The organism is Rhodococcus sp. IEGM1428 (genome assembly GCF_050321865.1).
GTDB lineage: Bacteria > Actinomycetota > Actinomycetes > Mycobacteriales > Mycobacteriaceae > Rhodococcoides.
Genome location: NZ_JBNQFW010000006.1, coordinates 1 through 15,453, shown reverse-complemented (window position 1 = coordinate 15,453; position 15,453 = coordinate 1). Strand labels below are relative to the sequence as shown.

At 61.3% G+C, this 15,453-nt stretch carries 14 protein-coding genes; 7 read left to right on the top strand and 7 right to left on the bottom strand.

The features are described from left to right. Window positions 1-3 precede the first annotated feature (3 nt). The gene (locus ACQR3T_RS23485; RefSeq protein WP_428694992.1) at window positions 4-807 is read right to left on the bottom strand and encodes an MBL fold metallo-hydrolase; all 804 of its coding nucleotides are present in this window, start codon (window positions 805-807) and stop codon (window positions 4-6) included. Continuing rightward, complete coding sequence (locus ACQR3T_RS23480; RefSeq protein ID WP_428694991.1) at window positions 804-1,586, bottom strand: SRPBCC family protein; 783 nt, start codon at window positions 1,584-1,586, stop codon at window positions 804-806. The genes ACQR3T_RS23485 and ACQR3T_RS23480 overlap by 4 nt, the downstream gene beginning before the upstream one ends. 176 nt (window positions 1,587-1,762) lie before the next feature. Between ACQR3T_RS23480 and ACQR3T_RS23475 the strand changes: the two genes are divergently transcribed. Continuing rightward, on the top strand, window positions 1,763-2,176 hold the full coding sequence (locus ACQR3T_RS23475; protein ID WP_428695233.1) for an acyl-CoA thioesterase: 414 nt from the start codon (window positions 1,763-1,765) through the stop codon (window positions 2,174-2,176). Window positions 2,177-2,238: 62 nt separating this feature from the next. Here ACQR3T_RS23475 and ACQR3T_RS23470 read toward each other — a convergent pair whose 3' ends face one another. Further along, window positions 2,239-3,786 (bottom strand): solute symporter family protein, encoded by a 1,548-nt coding sequence (locus ACQR3T_RS23470; RefSeq protein WP_428694990.1) that lies wholly within the window; start codon window positions 3,784-3,786, stop codon window positions 2,239-2,241. Next, window positions 3,783-4,154 carry a DUF485 domain-containing protein gene (locus ACQR3T_RS23465; RefSeq protein WP_428694989.1) on the bottom strand — a complete coding sequence of 124 codons (372 nt, stop codon included), beginning with the start codon at window positions 4,152-4,154 and terminating at the stop codon, window positions 3,783-3,785. The genes ACQR3T_RS23470 and ACQR3T_RS23465 overlap by 4 nt, the downstream gene beginning before the upstream one ends. 204 nt (window positions 4,155-4,358) lie before the next feature. Between ACQR3T_RS23465 and ACQR3T_RS23460 the strand changes: the two genes are divergently transcribed. The 3 genes from ACQR3T_RS23460 (at window position 4,359) to ACQR3T_RS23450 (ending at window position 8,615) form a co-directional block, all read left to right on the top strand. Beyond that, entirely contained in the window at window positions 4,359-5,939 is a 1,581-nt protein-coding gene (locus ACQR3T_RS23460) for a class I adenylate-forming enzyme family protein (protein ID WP_428694988.1), read from the top strand. Window positions 5,940-6,016: 77 nt separating this feature from the next. Further along, the gene (locus ACQR3T_RS23455) at window positions 6,017-7,129 is read left to right on the top strand and encodes an alcohol dehydrogenase catalytic domain-containing protein (RefSeq protein ID WP_428694987.1); all 1,113 of its coding nucleotides are present in this window, start codon (window positions 6,017-6,019) and stop codon (window positions 7,127-7,129) included. Between the two features lie 7 nt (window positions 7,130-7,136). Beyond that, on the top strand, window positions 7,137-8,615 hold the full coding sequence (locus ACQR3T_RS23450; RefSeq protein WP_428694986.1) for an NAD-dependent succinate-semialdehyde dehydrogenase: 1,479 nt from the start codon (window positions 7,137-7,139) through the stop codon (window positions 8,613-8,615). Here the strand turns inward: ACQR3T_RS23450 and ACQR3T_RS23445 are convergent. Then, the gene (locus ACQR3T_RS23445; RefSeq protein WP_428694985.1) at window positions 8,596-9,270 is read right to left on the bottom strand and encodes a TetR/AcrR family transcriptional regulator; all 675 of its coding nucleotides are present in this window, start codon (window positions 9,268-9,270) and stop codon (window positions 8,596-8,598) included. The genes ACQR3T_RS23450 and ACQR3T_RS23445 overlap by 20 nt on opposite strands. A 104-nt stretch (window positions 9,271-9,374) precedes the next feature. On the opposite strand from ACQR3T_RS23445, the gene ACQR3T_RS23440 reads away from it, so the two are divergent. Continuing rightward, complete coding sequence (locus ACQR3T_RS23440; protein ID WP_428694984.1) at window positions 9,375-10,484, top strand: XdhC family protein; 1,110 nt, start codon at window positions 9,375-9,377, stop codon at window positions 10,482-10,484. 771 nt (window positions 10,485-11,255) lie between these two features. Here ACQR3T_RS23440 and ACQR3T_RS23435 read toward each other — a convergent pair. Together ACQR3T_RS23435 and ACQR3T_RS23430 are read right to left on the bottom strand one after the other, a co-directional pair. Further along, entirely contained in the window at window positions 11,256-12,623 is a 1,368-nt protein-coding gene (locus ACQR3T_RS23435; RefSeq protein WP_428694983.1) for a cytochrome P450, read from the bottom strand. Between the two features lie 212 nt (window positions 12,624-12,835). Then, window positions 12,836-14,089 carry a PucR family transcriptional regulator gene (locus tag ACQR3T_RS23430; protein ID WP_428694982.1) on the bottom strand — a complete coding sequence of 418 codons (1,254 nt, stop codon included), beginning with the start codon at window positions 14,087-14,089 and terminating at the stop codon, window positions 12,836-12,838. A gap of 238 nt (window positions 14,090-14,327) precedes the next feature. Between ACQR3T_RS23430 and ACQR3T_RS23425 the strand changes: the two genes are divergently transcribed. Beyond that, the gene (locus ACQR3T_RS23425) at window positions 14,328-15,155 is read left to right on the top strand and encodes an SDR family oxidoreductase (RefSeq protein ID WP_428694981.1); all 828 of its coding nucleotides are present in this window, start codon (window positions 14,328-14,330) and stop codon (window positions 15,153-15,155) included. A 103-nt stretch (window positions 15,156-15,258) separates the two neighbouring features. Next, window positions 15,259-15,453, top strand: a 195-nt coding sequence (locus tag ACQR3T_RS23420; protein ID WP_428694980.1) for an FAD/NAD(P)-binding protein, incomplete at its 3' end; no start/stop codon positions are given.

Genomic DNA, 15,453 nt, shown 5'->3' with positions numbered 1-15,453 from the left:
TTACTACTCCTTGTTGTAGGTCCAGCGCGGCGCGCCGGCTCTGGTCTGCAGACGCCCCGCACGCAAGTCGGGAAAATGAGCGGCGAAAATGTCGGTATCGGTGTCGGTGAACTCGTCGACGAACGCCGCGCGTACTGCCGCGGCCCCGGTCGAGTCGAAGTCGTGAACGAAGTGCCAATCCGGTTCCACGAGCTCGACGGGCGTATGAGCCAGATCCCCGATGAGCGCAGCCCTGTGGCCCTCACTCGACACGATGATCGCCGTGTGTCCCGGGGTGTGCCCCGGCGTGTGGCGGGCATCGACTCCGGGTGCCAACGTCGGGTCGCCCGAAAAGAGTTCGAGTTGGTCCCGCAGCGGGTTCAACTTGCGGACCGCTCCTGCCTCCGCTGACTGACTATCAACGAAATACGCCCAATCCTGTTCGTGCACGAAGTACGTCGCGTTCTCGAAAACGACTGCACCCTTTTTCGTCGTCCATCCGACGTGATCGAAATGAAGATGGGTGAGGACGACATCGGTGATGTCCGCAGGTTCGAGCCCGTTCAGCCTGAGGCTCTCCAAGAACTGTCCGCCGCGATACTTACCGTTGTCGATCGTTCCGACACCGGCATCGATCAGGATGTTGCGGTCGCCGGAACGGATCAGATACCCGCCGACCGCGAGCTCCAGCTCGCCGTTCACACCAAGCACATCCGAGTGCTCCTCCCATGGGTCGCTTTCCGCGCCGGGACGAAACAGCACCTCACGGGGATCTTCCCGCCCGGACCCATCCGGGAGTGCAATCAATTGAAGTGCGCCTACCCTCATCGCGCATCTCCTGTCGCTGCGTCGACAATCACACCGAGACCTCGATCGCTGGAAAGCGATGCTGGACGGCGTTCACCGGAAAGCACGATGTTGATCACGATCGGCAGCCCGGTGCCATGACCGGTGCCGAAAACGTTCGACGGCGCAGCCTTGACTCCGCCGCGTCCGAGGCGAGCGACAACGACACCGAATGTGACGACGGCCGCGAGCACTCCCACTCCGGGAAGAGCCCACTTGAGCACCGTTCCGCTCATGCTCCCCATGACGTCGAGAGGCTCGACCTCGTCGATCGTCTTGGGTCGCGCCTGCGAACCGCTTCCCGAGGCATCGGAGCCAGACCCCACAATCTCGGCTTCGAGGTTCTTGGCGAACTGTCCGAGGATTTTGCCCGACACGTCGGCGATCACACCTCGCCCGAAACTGGCAGCACGGCCGGAGAGGGCGAGGTCGGTCAGTACGTGTACCGCTGTTCCCGATCCCTGGCCGGTGAGAGTGGCCGTGATCGTCGCCTTCGCACCGCCCTGCCCCCCGACGTCCTTACCCTCGGCTTTGATGACAGCTCGGTAGTTCTCTCGGTCTTTCTCCACGAACTGCCCCGCACCCCTGTACTGCGCGGAGACTGGTCCGACCTTGATCTTGACGGCTCCTTCGAACTCGTCGCCGTCCAGGCTCAACACAGCTGCGCCGGGCAAGCAGGGGATCACTCGTCCCAGATCGAGCAGCGCGGACCATGTCTGATCGACGGGCAGATCGACGGTGAACGTATTGGTCAGTTCCACAACATCATTCCTAACTAATATTCGTTAGCCGTAGGGTAGGTGGGTGTGATAGTCAGTGTCAACAGGGTGGCTGCCCTTCTCGCCGAACACGTTCTTACCGGTTACACCCGGCCGAGCCCAGGAGGACATTCTTGAACAGCACTACCAGCGACCGACCCCGTCCGAGCACTGTCGCGATGTACGTCGAGCGTCGAGACGCCACAACGCGATGGTCGGACAACGATATGTATGGCCACCTCAACAATGCGGTGTATTACCAACTGTTCGATGCCGCGATCAACGGTTGGCTCATCGAGCGAACCGGCGTCGACCCGTCGACCTCACAAGAGCTGGCGGTGGTGGTGGAGTCCGGGTGTCGTTTCCATCACCAGTTGGCTTTCCCGGACCGGTTGCAGGTCGGCCTGAGGGTCGTACGCCTCGGTCGGACGAGTGTGACGTACGAGCTCGGGTTGTTTTCAGCGAGTGCTTCGGAATCCACCAGTGTCGCGGCGGTGGGAACGTGGGTGCACGTCTACGTCGACCGCGCCACCCGTCGTCCGACCGACATCCCGAAAGACACAAGGGCGCTGTTCGAGTCCGCGTTCGGGTGAATCCGGCGTCGCGACACCGGTTCAGTAGCCCGCAGGATCACGCGGGCTACTGAACCGGATCGTCAGGACGTCTCTGCGCCCAACCCCACCTGAGATCGGACCCGAAGCTCAGTGAATGCTTCGGCTTGGCGGCGGTCGGGTTTGCCAATCATCGTTCCGAGCCAGCACGCCAGGAATCCGGCAGGAATCGAAACCAGTACCGGGAAGGTCAGGGGGAACGGTGCGGCCCCCGCGCCTCCCGGCCACACCTGCGGGCCCAGGACGATCAGCACGACCGAGGTCACCAACCCGACACCAATACCGATCACTGCCCCTGTCGTGTTGAAGCGCTTCCAGCTCAGGCTCAATGCGAGTGCGGGGAAGTTGGCACTGGCGGCGATGGACAACGCGAGCCCTACCAGGATGGCGACATTGATGCCCGGGCCGAGCATGAGCGTCAGCACTATTGCCACAACACCGACTCCGCCGGCTGCCATGCGGGCCACCACCGCGCCCTCCCGCTCGGTTGCGGCACGCTTTTTGACGACGTTGAACCACAGGTCGTGTGAGAGTGCACCCGAAGCGGACAACACCAGACCGGCCACCACGGCGAGAATCGTCGCGAACGCGACCGCACTGACCAGGGCGATGAAGACGTCTCCACCGAAGGTCCCCTCGCCACCTCCGAGATGTTGAGCGAGCAGCGGCGCGGTCAGGTTGCCTCCTGCGGTGGCTTTCTCGGAGCCGACCGGTAGCAACGCTCGCGCGCCGTATCCGATGATCGAGGTCATGATGAAGAAGATCCCGATGATTCCCACGGCCCATCCCACCGATTTACGCGCGGCCCGCGCGTCGGGCACGGTGAAGAACCTGATCAGAATATGGGGAAGAGCGGCCGTTCCGATCGCATAAGCGACAGCCGAGGACAGGGTGTTGAGCGGGTTCGCACTCGCGCCGCCCGGTGCCAGGTACGCGTCGCCCTTGGGATGGTTGTCGGCGGCCGCCTGAAACAGCGACAGCGGATTGAAGTCGAATTTCCACAGCACACCGACGCACATCGCACCGCCGACGATTAGCAACAACACTGCCTTGATGATCTGCACCCACGTGGTGGCGAGCATTCCGCCGAAGACTACATAGATGAGCATGGCCACACCGGTGATGATGACTGCTGGGGTGAAGCTCATTCCGGTCAGCGCGCGAATGAGCACCCCGGCACCGACCAGCTGAGCGATCAGATAAAAGACCACGACGACAAGGGTCGCCACCGACGTTGCGGCTCGTACCGGACGTTTGCTGAAGCGGAAAGACAGGACGTCGGCGATGGTGTATTGACCGGCGTTACGCATCTTCTCAGCGAACAACAGCAGGATGAGCAGGAACGCGAATATCGCCGCCGTCGCGAGGACCCAGCCGTCGAAACCGGTCAGGAAGATCAGGCCCGTGAAGCCGAGGAACGTCGCAGCCGACATGAGGTCACCCGAGATCGCGAACCCGTTCTGTGCGCCGGTGACGCTTCGTCCTGCGGCGTAGAAATCGGATTGGGTGCTGGTCCGTCGTGCGGCCCAGAAGGTCACGACGATCGTGATGGCGAGTACAGCTGCAAAGAAGAACAAACGAGTTAGGTTCATGCCCGCTCTCCTGCCGGCGTGCCGTCGACGAGTACCGCCAGCGCTCGATCCTCCAGTGGCGCGAAGGTTCGTGTCGAGGTACGCAGATACGCCGCGGTCACTACCCAGACGAGTACGAACTGTGACAGTCCCAGCGCGTAGGCGACCGTCAACCCCGGAACCAAGGCATGAGCCATGAAGTCGTGGGCATATGCGGTCAACAACAGAAAGGTACCGAACCACAGGCCGGCGACGATCAGAGCCGTGCGGACAAATCGTGTTCGGCGATACTCCAATTGGACGAAGTCGTCGGAACTCGCGACCGTCTGGACGGCTGGTTCCACCGGTGCCTCGTGCGAGTGCCCTTGGCTGGGCCGGACGAATGACATGAAATTCCTCTCGTGGAACGCCGCGGACCGGCGAGTATATGAACTAACTAATATACGTTAGTATCAACTGTGATCGACCTCACGTCAAGCGGTGCCATTTCGGCCTCGCTGGGCGGTCGTCGTCAGCCTCCGCGTCTGAGCAGGCTTCCGTTGGCGCACCGCGGGGAGTACGCTAACTAACGATCATTAGTACAAGGAGGAACCGTGCTTCACGCCGATGTGATTGTGCCCATTCCCGAGCTCCTGGCCAGGCACAGCGCCGAGCGACCCGACACGATCGCCTTCAGGGATCAGTTCAACGCGGTGACCTACGCCGAGCTGGATGTACGTACGCGGCGTCTGGCGGGCCATCTACTCGAGTCGGGCCTCGCGTCCGGGGACCGGCTCCTGATGTATCTCGACAATTGCGTCGAGGTGGCAGAGGGCTACCTCGTCGCGCCGCGATCGGGCCTGATTACTGTGTGTGCCAACCCAGGTGGTACCGCATCCGAGTTCGAGCACATTCTCGAGGACTCGGGCGCTAGGGCGATCCTCACCGACCACGCACACGTGGAGGCGGTACTGGACCTGATCGGCCGGACGTCGATCGAGGAGTCGGCAGTCGAGCTCGTCATCGTGACCGGCCTCCCTTCTCAGCCCCTCTTGAACACAAGCTCCGTCCGCGTGGTCGCCTACGCCGATCTCGTGTCGACGGAGTCGTCAGTGGCCGCACCCGATCACCTCGGTCTCGACTCGTGGTGCTGGATGCTCTACACCTCCGGTACCACCGGGAGACCGAAAGGCGTACACCTGACCCAGCGCGGGTGCCTGTGGGTGGTCGCTGCATGTTGGTCGCCCATCGCTGGCCTGAGCAGTTCCGACGTGGTCTTGTCGGCGCTACCGCTCTTTCATTCTTACGCACTCGTGCTGTGTGTCGTGGGTGTCGCCGCAACCGGAGCGACCGAACACCTGTTGCCGCGATTCTCTCCGACACAAGTCCTACGGATGCTCGCCGACGACGAGATCACCGTTCTCCCTGGTGTTCCGACCATGTTCCGCTACCTTCTCGACACCGCAACAGAGCCGAGACTCGATGCACCGGCATTACGGCTGTGCGTCTCGGCAGGCGCTTTGATGGCGACCGCCCTCAACGACGCTTTCGAGGAGTTCGCACAGGTTCCGTTGCTGGACGGATACGGCATCACCGAGACATCGACCATGGTGACCATGAACTCCCCCGAGGGAAGCCGAGTCGCAGGATCGTGCGGACTGCCCCTACCAGGGCTCACCGTAAGACTGATCGACCCGGCGTCCGGAACCGACGCCGCCGCCGGCGGAGAAGGCGAATTGTGGGTACAGGGCCCCAATGTCATGCAGGGCTACCACAACCTCGTCGCGGCCACCGATGACGTGCTGACCAACGGCTGGTACCACACCGGAGACCTGGCACGGCGTGACCCCAACGGCTTCATCCGCATCACCGGCCGTATCAAAGAGCTCATTATCCGCGGCGGAGAGAACATCTATCCCGCGGAGATAGAGGACGTCCTCATCGAGCACGACGGCATCGCGGATGCAGCTGTCGTTGCAGCACCACACGACGCCCTCGGCGAGGTTCCGATCGCGTTCATCGTCTCGGCACATGGCCATGTCGACATCGAATCCGTGCGCACGCATTGCGCAATACTGTTGTCTCACTTCAAGATCCCCGATGATTTCATCATCGTTCCAGAAATTCCCCGCACCGGGTCGGGAAAAATTCAGCGTCACCGCTTGCACCGTCCTTCGGCTGCAGCAGTCGAATGATCCGCTAGGGGACGGCTCTGCGCGACGAATTGGCACCCGGAGCACCCCTGGCCGATCAGGAACATCGAAAGGAAAGTATGAACATCATCGGTGCTGTTTTGGAATCAAGCGGATCCACACGTCCGTACAGGAATTCCGCACCCATCTCGATCAGCGAACTGAGCCTCGACCCACCTGGGCCCGGTGAAGTTCTCGTACGGATCGAAGCCGCCGGCGTCTGCCATTCCGATCTGTCCGTCGTCGACGGCAACAGGCCCCGTCCCACCCCGATGCTGCTCGGACACGAGGCCGCGGGACGCATCGCGGCGCTCGGGGACAACGTGGACGATCTCAGTGTGGGTCAGCGAGTGGTCATGACCTTTCTTCCCCGGTGCGGGAAGTGCACTCAGTGTATGACCGATGGCAAACTGCCCTGTTCGCAAGGAAGTGCGGCCAACAACGCCGGACACCTCCTGAACGGAGATATTCGGCTGCACCGCAACGGACTCGACATCAAGCACCACCTCGGCGTCTCGGCGTTTGCCACACACGCGGTAGTCGATCGCCACTCCATCGTTCCTATCGGCGACGACGTACCGCCCGACGTGGCCGCTGTGCTGGGTTGTGCGGTACTGACCGGTGGGGGAGCGATCCTCAACGTTGCGCCCCCGCAACCCGGCGACACCGTCATCGTCGTCGGGCTCGGTGGCGTCGGCATGGCAGCACTCATCACTGCGCTCTCACTCGGGCAGGGCGACGTCATCGGTGTCGACTCCAATTCCGACAAGGTCTCACAAGCGATCGAGCTGGGTGCCTCAGCGGGATATTCGCCCGACGACGCGGTTCGACTCGCCATCAAGGCACCCATCGTCATCGAAGCCGCAGGACATCCGGTGGCATTCGAAACGGCTGTCACCGTGACCGCCCCCGGCGGCATCACCGTCACTGTCGGACTACCCCCACCCCATGTACGTTCGTCCATCTCCCCGCTCGGAATGGTGGCGGAAGCGCGCACGATCGTCGGCAGCTATCTGGGATCAGCCGTCCCGGCCCGAGACATTCCCGTGTATGCCCAGCTGTGGCGCGAAGGCAAGCTGCCGGTCGAGAAACTGATCTCCTCACGCATCGACCTCGCCGGCATCAACGCGGCAATGGACCAACTCGCCGACGGCAACGCCGTCCGGCAAGTCATCATGTTCGATCAGAATTGAGGCAGAAGTGTCCACGAAGAACGAATCGACCCTCGACATCCTGCGCGGCGTCCCGACCGGGGTGTTCATCAACGGAGGTTGGCGTGATGCTGAAACGAACGCAACCTTTCAAGTGCACGATCCTGCTACCGGACAGACAATTGCCGACGTAGCCGATGCAACCCCGGCCGACGGACTCGAGGCCCTGGATGCATCAGTGGCAGCCCAGAAAGGTTGGGCTGCCACGGCCCCACGCGATCGCGCGGAACTTCTCAGAGCTGCGTTCGATGCCGTCATCGCCCGCACCGACGACTTCGCCGCGCTGATGACACTGGAGATGGGCAAGCCACTGGCTGAGGCCCGCGGTGAAGTCGCCTATGGTGCCGAATTCCTGCGGTGGTTCTCAGAAGAGACGGTACGGATCTCGGGTCGGTACGCCACTGCGCCGGATGGTAAGACTCGCCTGCTGGTTCACAAGCGCCCGGTCGGACCGTGTTTGTTCATCACCCCATGGAATTTCCCCTTGGCCATGGCAACCCGAAAGATTGCTCCCGCAATCGCTGCCGGGTGCACCATGACGATCAAGCCCGCGAAGCTGACGCCCCTGACAACCCTTCTGCTCGCGCACGTTCTCGATGAGGTTGGCCTGCCCCCCGGCGTCCTCAACGTGCTGCCGACTTCGAACGCAGAAGCGGTAACCGGGCCACTTATTGCGGACCCCAGGCTGAGGAAGCTTTCCTTCACCGGATCTACGGACATCGGAAAAAGGCTCCTCGCGGACTCGGCCCAGAGCGTCTTGCGTACGTCCATGGAGCTTGGGGGCAACGCCCCGTTCGTCGTGTTCGCCGACGCCGACGTAGACGCCGCGGTCGCCGGTGCCATGACCGCGAAGATGCGCAACATGGGAGAAGCCTGCACGGCGGCGAACCGCTTTATCGTCCATCGGTCCCTCGCCACGGAGTTCGCAACGAAGCTCGCCGACACTATGGCAAAGCTGACGTTGGGTCCGGGCAACGAGACGGGCGTCGAGGTTGGGCCACTCATCGACCAACAATCCCGCGACAAGGTCCACGAACTCGTCGAAGATGCACGCCGAGCAGGGGCGACTGTCCTCACCGGAGGTCACCAACTGGATCGAGACGGGTATTTCTACGCCCCGACCGTGTTGTTCGACGTTCCCGAGGATGCTCGAATTCTACGGGAGGAAGTCTTCGGACCCGTCGCCCCGGTCATCACCTTCGAGGATGAGGCGGAGGCAATCCGGCTCGCCAATGACACCGAGTACGGTCTGGTCGCGTACGTCTTCACTCGAGACACTGCTCGCACACTGCGTCTGAGTGAGGAACTGGAGACCGGAATGTTGGGAATCAACGTCGGTGTCGTCTCGAACCCAGCAGCCCCGTTCGGCGGGGTCAAGCAGTCCGGACTCGGACGTGAAGGCGGAATCGAGGGTATCGAGGAATACCTCGATACGCGTTACGTCGGGATCAGCGATCCGTATTCGTGATCGTCGTCATCGCTCGCTCACGCGCTGTGGACCGCCGCGCCGACGGGAGGATCTGCACACCGACCATTTCCAACGCATAATTGCTGTACTGGCGGGCGACATCCCCAGCTGTCAATTCGCCACCCTCGTGGAACCACCGAGCGATGCTGACACACATCTCACGAATAGCGAACGACGCCAGCTTCGGGGTTTCGACCACGAAGTCGCCGGTCCTCTCCCCATCGATGATGATCTGCCGGAAGGCCCGCTCGTGCTCACGTCTGATGCGCTGGACTGTCGTCCGGTCAGGCTCATCGAGATGCACCGAGTCCTGGTTGACCACCAATGCCTCGCGCGGATGGGTGGCATGATGCAGCGCATACACCTCGGTTGCTCGCTGAAGCCGCTCGACGGGCTCGTGAACCTCAGCGACCACCTGGTCGAAATCCGACACCACCTTGCCGAGCGTGGAGAGGACGATCTCGGTCAGGAGAGCGCTTTTGGACTCCATATGGTTGTAGAGGCTCGGGGTCCTGATTTCGAGCCGTTCGGCGACGTGCTTGAGCGAGGTGCCGTGGTACCCGCGCTCCGCGAACAAACTCAGCGCGCTGTCGAGTACGTCGGCCCTCGTCACAGACGGTCCGGGGGCAGAGCGCCTATCTGTGTGTGCAGCCATGATCCTCATGATTCCCAACGGGGCCAGCGCCCCCACCGACAAGGCTGATTTTTCGCGATTTACTAGTGTTAATTAGTCTACGATACAGGGCTCAAGGAGGCAGGATGCGCGAGATCCTCGACCATCTCGTCCGATGGCAGCGAGACCACGTCAAGTACGCCCTTGCCACCGTCATCGACACCCACGGCAGCGCACCTCTCGGTGCCGGTACCACCATGGCGATTTCCGACGACGGCGTCATTGTCGGCAGCATCTCGGGAGGGTGCATCGAAGGAGCCGTAATAGACATCGCCCTCGATGTGATCGCTACCGGTCACGCCTCTCGTCAACGCTTCACCATCTCGGATGACGACGCGTTCGGTGTAGGGCTCACATGTGGCGGGACGCTCGACGTGTTCATAAACTCTCCCAGCCCCGCCCAGCAACAAATGCTCGAGACGGTTCGAGACGCTACCCGTCAGCGGATCCCCGTCGGTATTGCGACGGTAATCGATGAAGAAGAAGAGACCATCAGCTTCGTGTTCGACGGGCGGCTGCAGGGAAGCACCGGCGATCCTGGGCTGGACGCGCGGTTGGAGTCGCACATGTTCGCGATGCTCTCGAAGGGCGAATCCTCGCTGACGACAGCAACTGTCAGCCTGTCGAGCAAGTCTTCGGCTGAACTTTTCGTGCACAGCTTCGCGCATCCCCCACGCATGATCGTGTTCGGTGCCATCGACTACGCACGCGCCGTCACCCGAATCGGAAAGTTGATGGGCTACTTCGTAACGGTCTGCGACGCTCGGTCGCCGTTCGCCACGCAGGCCAGGTTCCCCGAAGCGGACGAGGTGGTCGTGGATTGGCCGGATCGCTACCTGACGACCCAGATTCTCGATGAACGCACGGTACTGTGCGTACTCACCCATGAAGAAAAATTCGACGTTCCACTACTTGCTCGAGCCCTCCGACTGGACGTGGCCTATGTCGGCGCGATGGGTTCTCGGTCGACATGCCTCAATCGCGAACGCGAATTGCGTTCGATCGGTCTCACCGACACAGAACTGGACAGACTTCACGCACCGATCGGCCTCGACATCGGTGGTCGTACACCGGCGGAGGCTGCAGTGTCGATCGCGGCCGAGATCGTTGCGTCCCGCGAGGGACGGCCCGGTACGCCTCTACGTGACAGCGCTGCGCCGATACATCCTCGATCGATTCGACTTTCGGCCGGATAGGTCATGCATCACACCCGAAGGTCGATGGGGTGGCTGGGGGATTGCTGAGTTCACACGACCCGCTCGCGGTTCATCGAAAGCAGGTGGAGGGATTCTTCGCCCCGTCGATCCCAGACGCGCCGAGGTCATCAATTCATTCGGCGAGAGTCAACGCCCACATCTCGCCCTCGGCGCGGATGACCCAGTCAGGCAGGAGCTTTCGATCGCGTCAAGTAGCCCCGACTGGCGCGGGCCGACATCAGCAGATAAACCCGGGCGATCAGTTCGAGGACTGATAGCCCGAACTCGCTCCACCCGAATCGCCAACGGTTTTCCCGGCAGCGGGGGAGCGAAACATGCTACCGCGCGGCACATAAAGACGCCTACCCGGCAATCGTGCATATGGCAACCAGCCGTCTTGCTTCCGCCTCGCAAGCCGACCCGTGAAAACGCTCGGCTTGTCCCTTTGGCAAGAGATGCTTCACATGCATTGCTTCCGAACAAGAATGCAGTCACTCCCTCGAATGTACAGAAATGATCGCAACGGTTTACCTCCCCGCTAGCGCGGAGGGCTCCGACGACTTGCGTGGTTTGTGCACTGGTCGAGCAATACATCAAACGGCAAGTAGGCTTCCATCTACGTGATTCCGAGTCGTCCTGCGACCGTGAGCCGATTTCTCACCTGGCGTCGATGTGCCTGCAAAGCTACCGATTCTGGGACTTGGACCGAGGTGCACTCGGCATGTTCGGTCTATTCGTGCCACCGCATGTCCGCCCTCTAAATGTTTCAGATCAACGGACTTCGGTATCGAGAAATTGTAGATCGATCGGCTGTCCGTCGGACGGGAAGGGCAGGGAGGTGAAGTTGAGCGGTGCCACGTACTCAGCTTCGACGTGCCAGTCGAAGCGAAGAAGTAGGTGGTGCATGATGGCTTTGATCTCCGCGCCTGCGAAGTGCATTCCCAGACATTTGTGCACGCCGCCGCCGAACGGCTCCCAGGCATAACGGTGCACCTTGTCTTCGCGTCGGTGCTCGGCGAAGCGCTCCGGATCGAAGTGTTCGGGGTCGGGCCAGTACTGCGACATGTGATGGGTGAAGTGCGGCACGACGGCCGCGTATGTCCCGGCAGGTACGTGGTGACCTTGTATTTGGGTGTCACGGGTCGCCAGTCGTGCCATCACCGGTACCGGAGAGACGATGCGGAGACATTCCTTCATCACCAGATCAAGGCTGCCGAGACCGTCGAGGTCGGCGTAGGTCGGTGACGTCGTCCCCAACGCCAGCGACTCGGCCCGGCATCGGTCCCGCCACTCCGGATACTGACCGAGATACTGCATCATCGTCGAAAGGGTGATGGTAGAGGTGTCATGCGCAGCCATGAGGAGGAAAATCATGTGGTCGACCACTTCGTCGTCGCTGAAGCGTTGTCCTCCATCCGATTCGATATGGCACAGCACTGAAAACAAGTCGTCCGTCTCGGCAGAACGCCGCGCCGGCAGATACTGTCGAAAGAATTTGTCCAAAATCTTTCGCCCATCGAGTCCTCGCTTCCATCTGGTGCCTGGAACGCGATACCGGATCAGCGATGTTGCTGCTTGCACGCAGTCGATGAATGCGTTTTGGACAGCGAGGATTTCCTGCTCACTGGAGTTCTCCGCGCCACCCATGAAGATGTCAGTAGCGAGGTCGAGGGTAAGAGATTTGAGCGCGGTGTAGGCGTGGAAGTCGTTGGTGGGTGTCCAGCCGTCCAAGGCCGAGGCAATTGCAGGGTTGAGCGCATCAACGGTCTTCTGCAGACGTGAGTTGGTGAAGGCCTGCTGCATGATTCGGCGATGTCGCAGGTGTTCGTCCGAATCGAGAAGCATGAGTCCGCCATGGAAGAACGGTCCGATCAGAATCGACCAACCGTCGCCGTTGGCGAACGCTTTGTCCTTGTTCAGCAGCACTTCTTGGCATGCGTCGGGTCCGAGGACCGCCACCCAACGCTTGCCGACCATCGAAAACCAGGAGATCTCGCCGAAGGTTTCCCATTGCTTTTGCATCAGATTCAGTGGATCTCGGATGTATTCGAGGGAATGGCCGATTCCTGGAAGTCCGGATCTGCCGGAGATCGGAAGTAGCGTCGATTGTGATGGTGGATCGGCCAAGATTTTTGGCATGAACAGCCTCGACTTCCGCGGAGTATCTGACAGAGCGTCCTGTCAGATTTCGACTCGAGTTTGTTCTATGCCACCCCGATTTGTCAATGATGTTGCCGAATATTCCTGTGCCGCTTGACCGGACGCCGTGACGACCGTCGACCGCTTTGCACGGCGAACGGACCGATTGATATGGATAGTGGTCCATCGATCACCTGAACGGAGGCGTCTTGTCACCTGTCGACGTGCGCGGCTGCCGTGCCGTAGATCGCTGCGTAGCGCAACGCGAGTTCGAGCTCGAGTCGGTTGCGACCGATGGGACGCCCGAGCATCTCCTCGGCGCGCTGGATTCGGTACCTTACGGTGTTCTTGTGCACGCCGAGCGCACGCGCGGCCGCATCAGGACTGTGATTGACTTCGAGGTAGGTCGCCAGCGTACGACGCAGCTGGACGGAGGTCGAGTCATTACCGTCGAGGCCGTGTAGTTCTCGCGACACCAGCTCCCTCGCGGCCTCGGCATGGCCGTCGAGCAGATGGACAACTTCGACGTCGCGGTAGTAGGTAAGTGCAGCCGCGGGGGCCTGGAATTCCGAGATTTTCTGTGCAGCAATCGCTTCGGTGTGGCTTTGCCGGAATCCCCGAATTCCCTTTCCAGGGTTTCCCACCGCGATCGATACGCCGGTCGGTAGGTGTGTCTGGATATCGTCGGCAGCAAGAGTTGGTTCGTCGTGCGTCGACAGCCATGCCCAGAGTCCTCTCGATCCCGACGGTACGGTCAGCACCTGATGAGCGTCGATGTGTGCCGCGATCGCGCGTGCAACGGACTCCACGATGCCGATCACGTCCTCGACCTGCTCGGGCACCGCACCCTCGAATCGCAGCACCAGCGCAGTGTTGTGCCGAGTCAGCGGGTAGTTCTTCAGGTGACTCGACGCTGCCGCGGTGTCGATGATCTCTCCTCGGATGATCGCGTGCACCGTCTCCGCCTGACGGGCGAAAGCGCCGCTCAGGCCACGTTCTCGCTCCTCGGTGTAGGTATCGGTCAGGATTTCCATCGACACGTTGAGCCAGTGGTACGCGCGCTCGAGGAGCGAGATCAATACCGCCGATTCCAGGGCAGGATCCGTAATGCGTTCGCGTGCAGTATCCGCCGCAAATCTCAGTAACGACTTCTGCCCCACCCGGTAGATCTGCATCAGAACCCGCAAGTGCAAACCGCGTCGAGCTATCGTGCGCGCGAGATCATGGGCTGCATGAGGAAGGTCCACCTCGGTCGAGTCGCCGGTGAGCCAGATCAACAGTGCCCGCCCTTGATCCCGCGTGCTGGCTGTAAGGTCGCGGCGCAGCTCCCGATCAGTCGACACGTCGGCGACCTCTGTTGCTATCGCAGCGGCGAACCATGAGACGAACCCATCGAGAACGTCAGGGACCAGCGCCTCTGCGGAAAATTCCTGGATCCAGGTCGTGGCCTCATCTTCAACGGACATCTGTTACCACCTTCGTTTGGACTCAAAGTACAAAAAGTGACCATCGACTTGGTTGAACTGGTCAAGAAATTCGCAGCCGGTTGTGCGATTCTCATACAACGTAATGCACATCACAAGCGGTGCAGACTGCGTTGACCCGATGCGGACGAACACCGGTCGTGAGCGTAACGACTGCCGGTAGACCCCTCGTGCGGACTCACTCCAATCTCTTGTTTCTACGACAGAAGGACAGAAGACGATGGCACACTCTCTTCGCGGTCGCGTCGTTGCGATCACCGGCGGCGCACGCGGAATCGGTCTCGCGACCGCGACGGTCCTGGCCGATCTCGGGGCCAAGGTCGCTATCGGGGATATCGACGAGGTCAAGGTCAAGGAGTCTGCGACCAGGCTCGGACTGGCCAGCTACGGCAAGTTGGACGTGACCGACGCAGATTCCTTCAAAGCCTTCCTCGATGACGTGGAGTCCACGCTCGGGCCTATCGACGTCATGATCAACAACGCCGGTATCATGCCGACGGGACGTATCGCGGACGAACCCGATGACGTCACTCGGCGAATTCTGGACATCAATGTCCTCGGTGTGATCACCGGGTCCAAACTTGCGGTTCAGCGAATGCTGCCGCGTGGGGGTGGACATGTCATCAACATTGCGTCGCTCGCAGGCGAAATCTACACGCCCGGTCTGGCGACCTACTGCGCCAGCAAATATGCCGTTGTCGGCTTCACCGACGCCGCACGTGTTGAGCACCGTGGCACCGGCATCGAGTTCTCTGCGGTACTGCCGTCCTTCGTCAACACCGAGCTCAGTGCAGGACTCAAAGGCGTTCCAGGACAGAAGAATTGCGAGCCCGGGGACATCGCTCGTGCCATTGTTGCGTTGATCGAGCACCCCAAGTCCAAGGTCCGGGTGCCCGCGCTCGTCGGTGCCCTCGCCGCCAGCCAAAAATTCTTCCCCCACCAGGTGAGCGAAGCCCTCAACCGCAGACTGCACACCGACACAGCGTTTTTGGACGACGTCGACGCCGGCACCAGACAAGCCTACGAAGTGCGCGCGCGCCAGAGCTGATCACATCGGGTGATGTCTCACCGGCGCGGTGTCTGTGACAGGCAGGTCGACCGACGACGGCACGCTCATTTCGACCCATGACAAGAAAGCGCGGAAGAATTCCATGACCACCGGAGCTGTTGCTACTGCGGCACCAATCTCACTCGGCGAGAACGTTGTACGCCCTCTTCGCGTCGCCGTCGTCGGTGCCGGACCGGCCGGCATCTACGCCGCCGACGCGCTCATGAAGTCCGACCACAATGTCAGCGGACCGGGCGTGAGCATCGACCTCTTCGAACGGATGCCGGCCCCGTTCGGA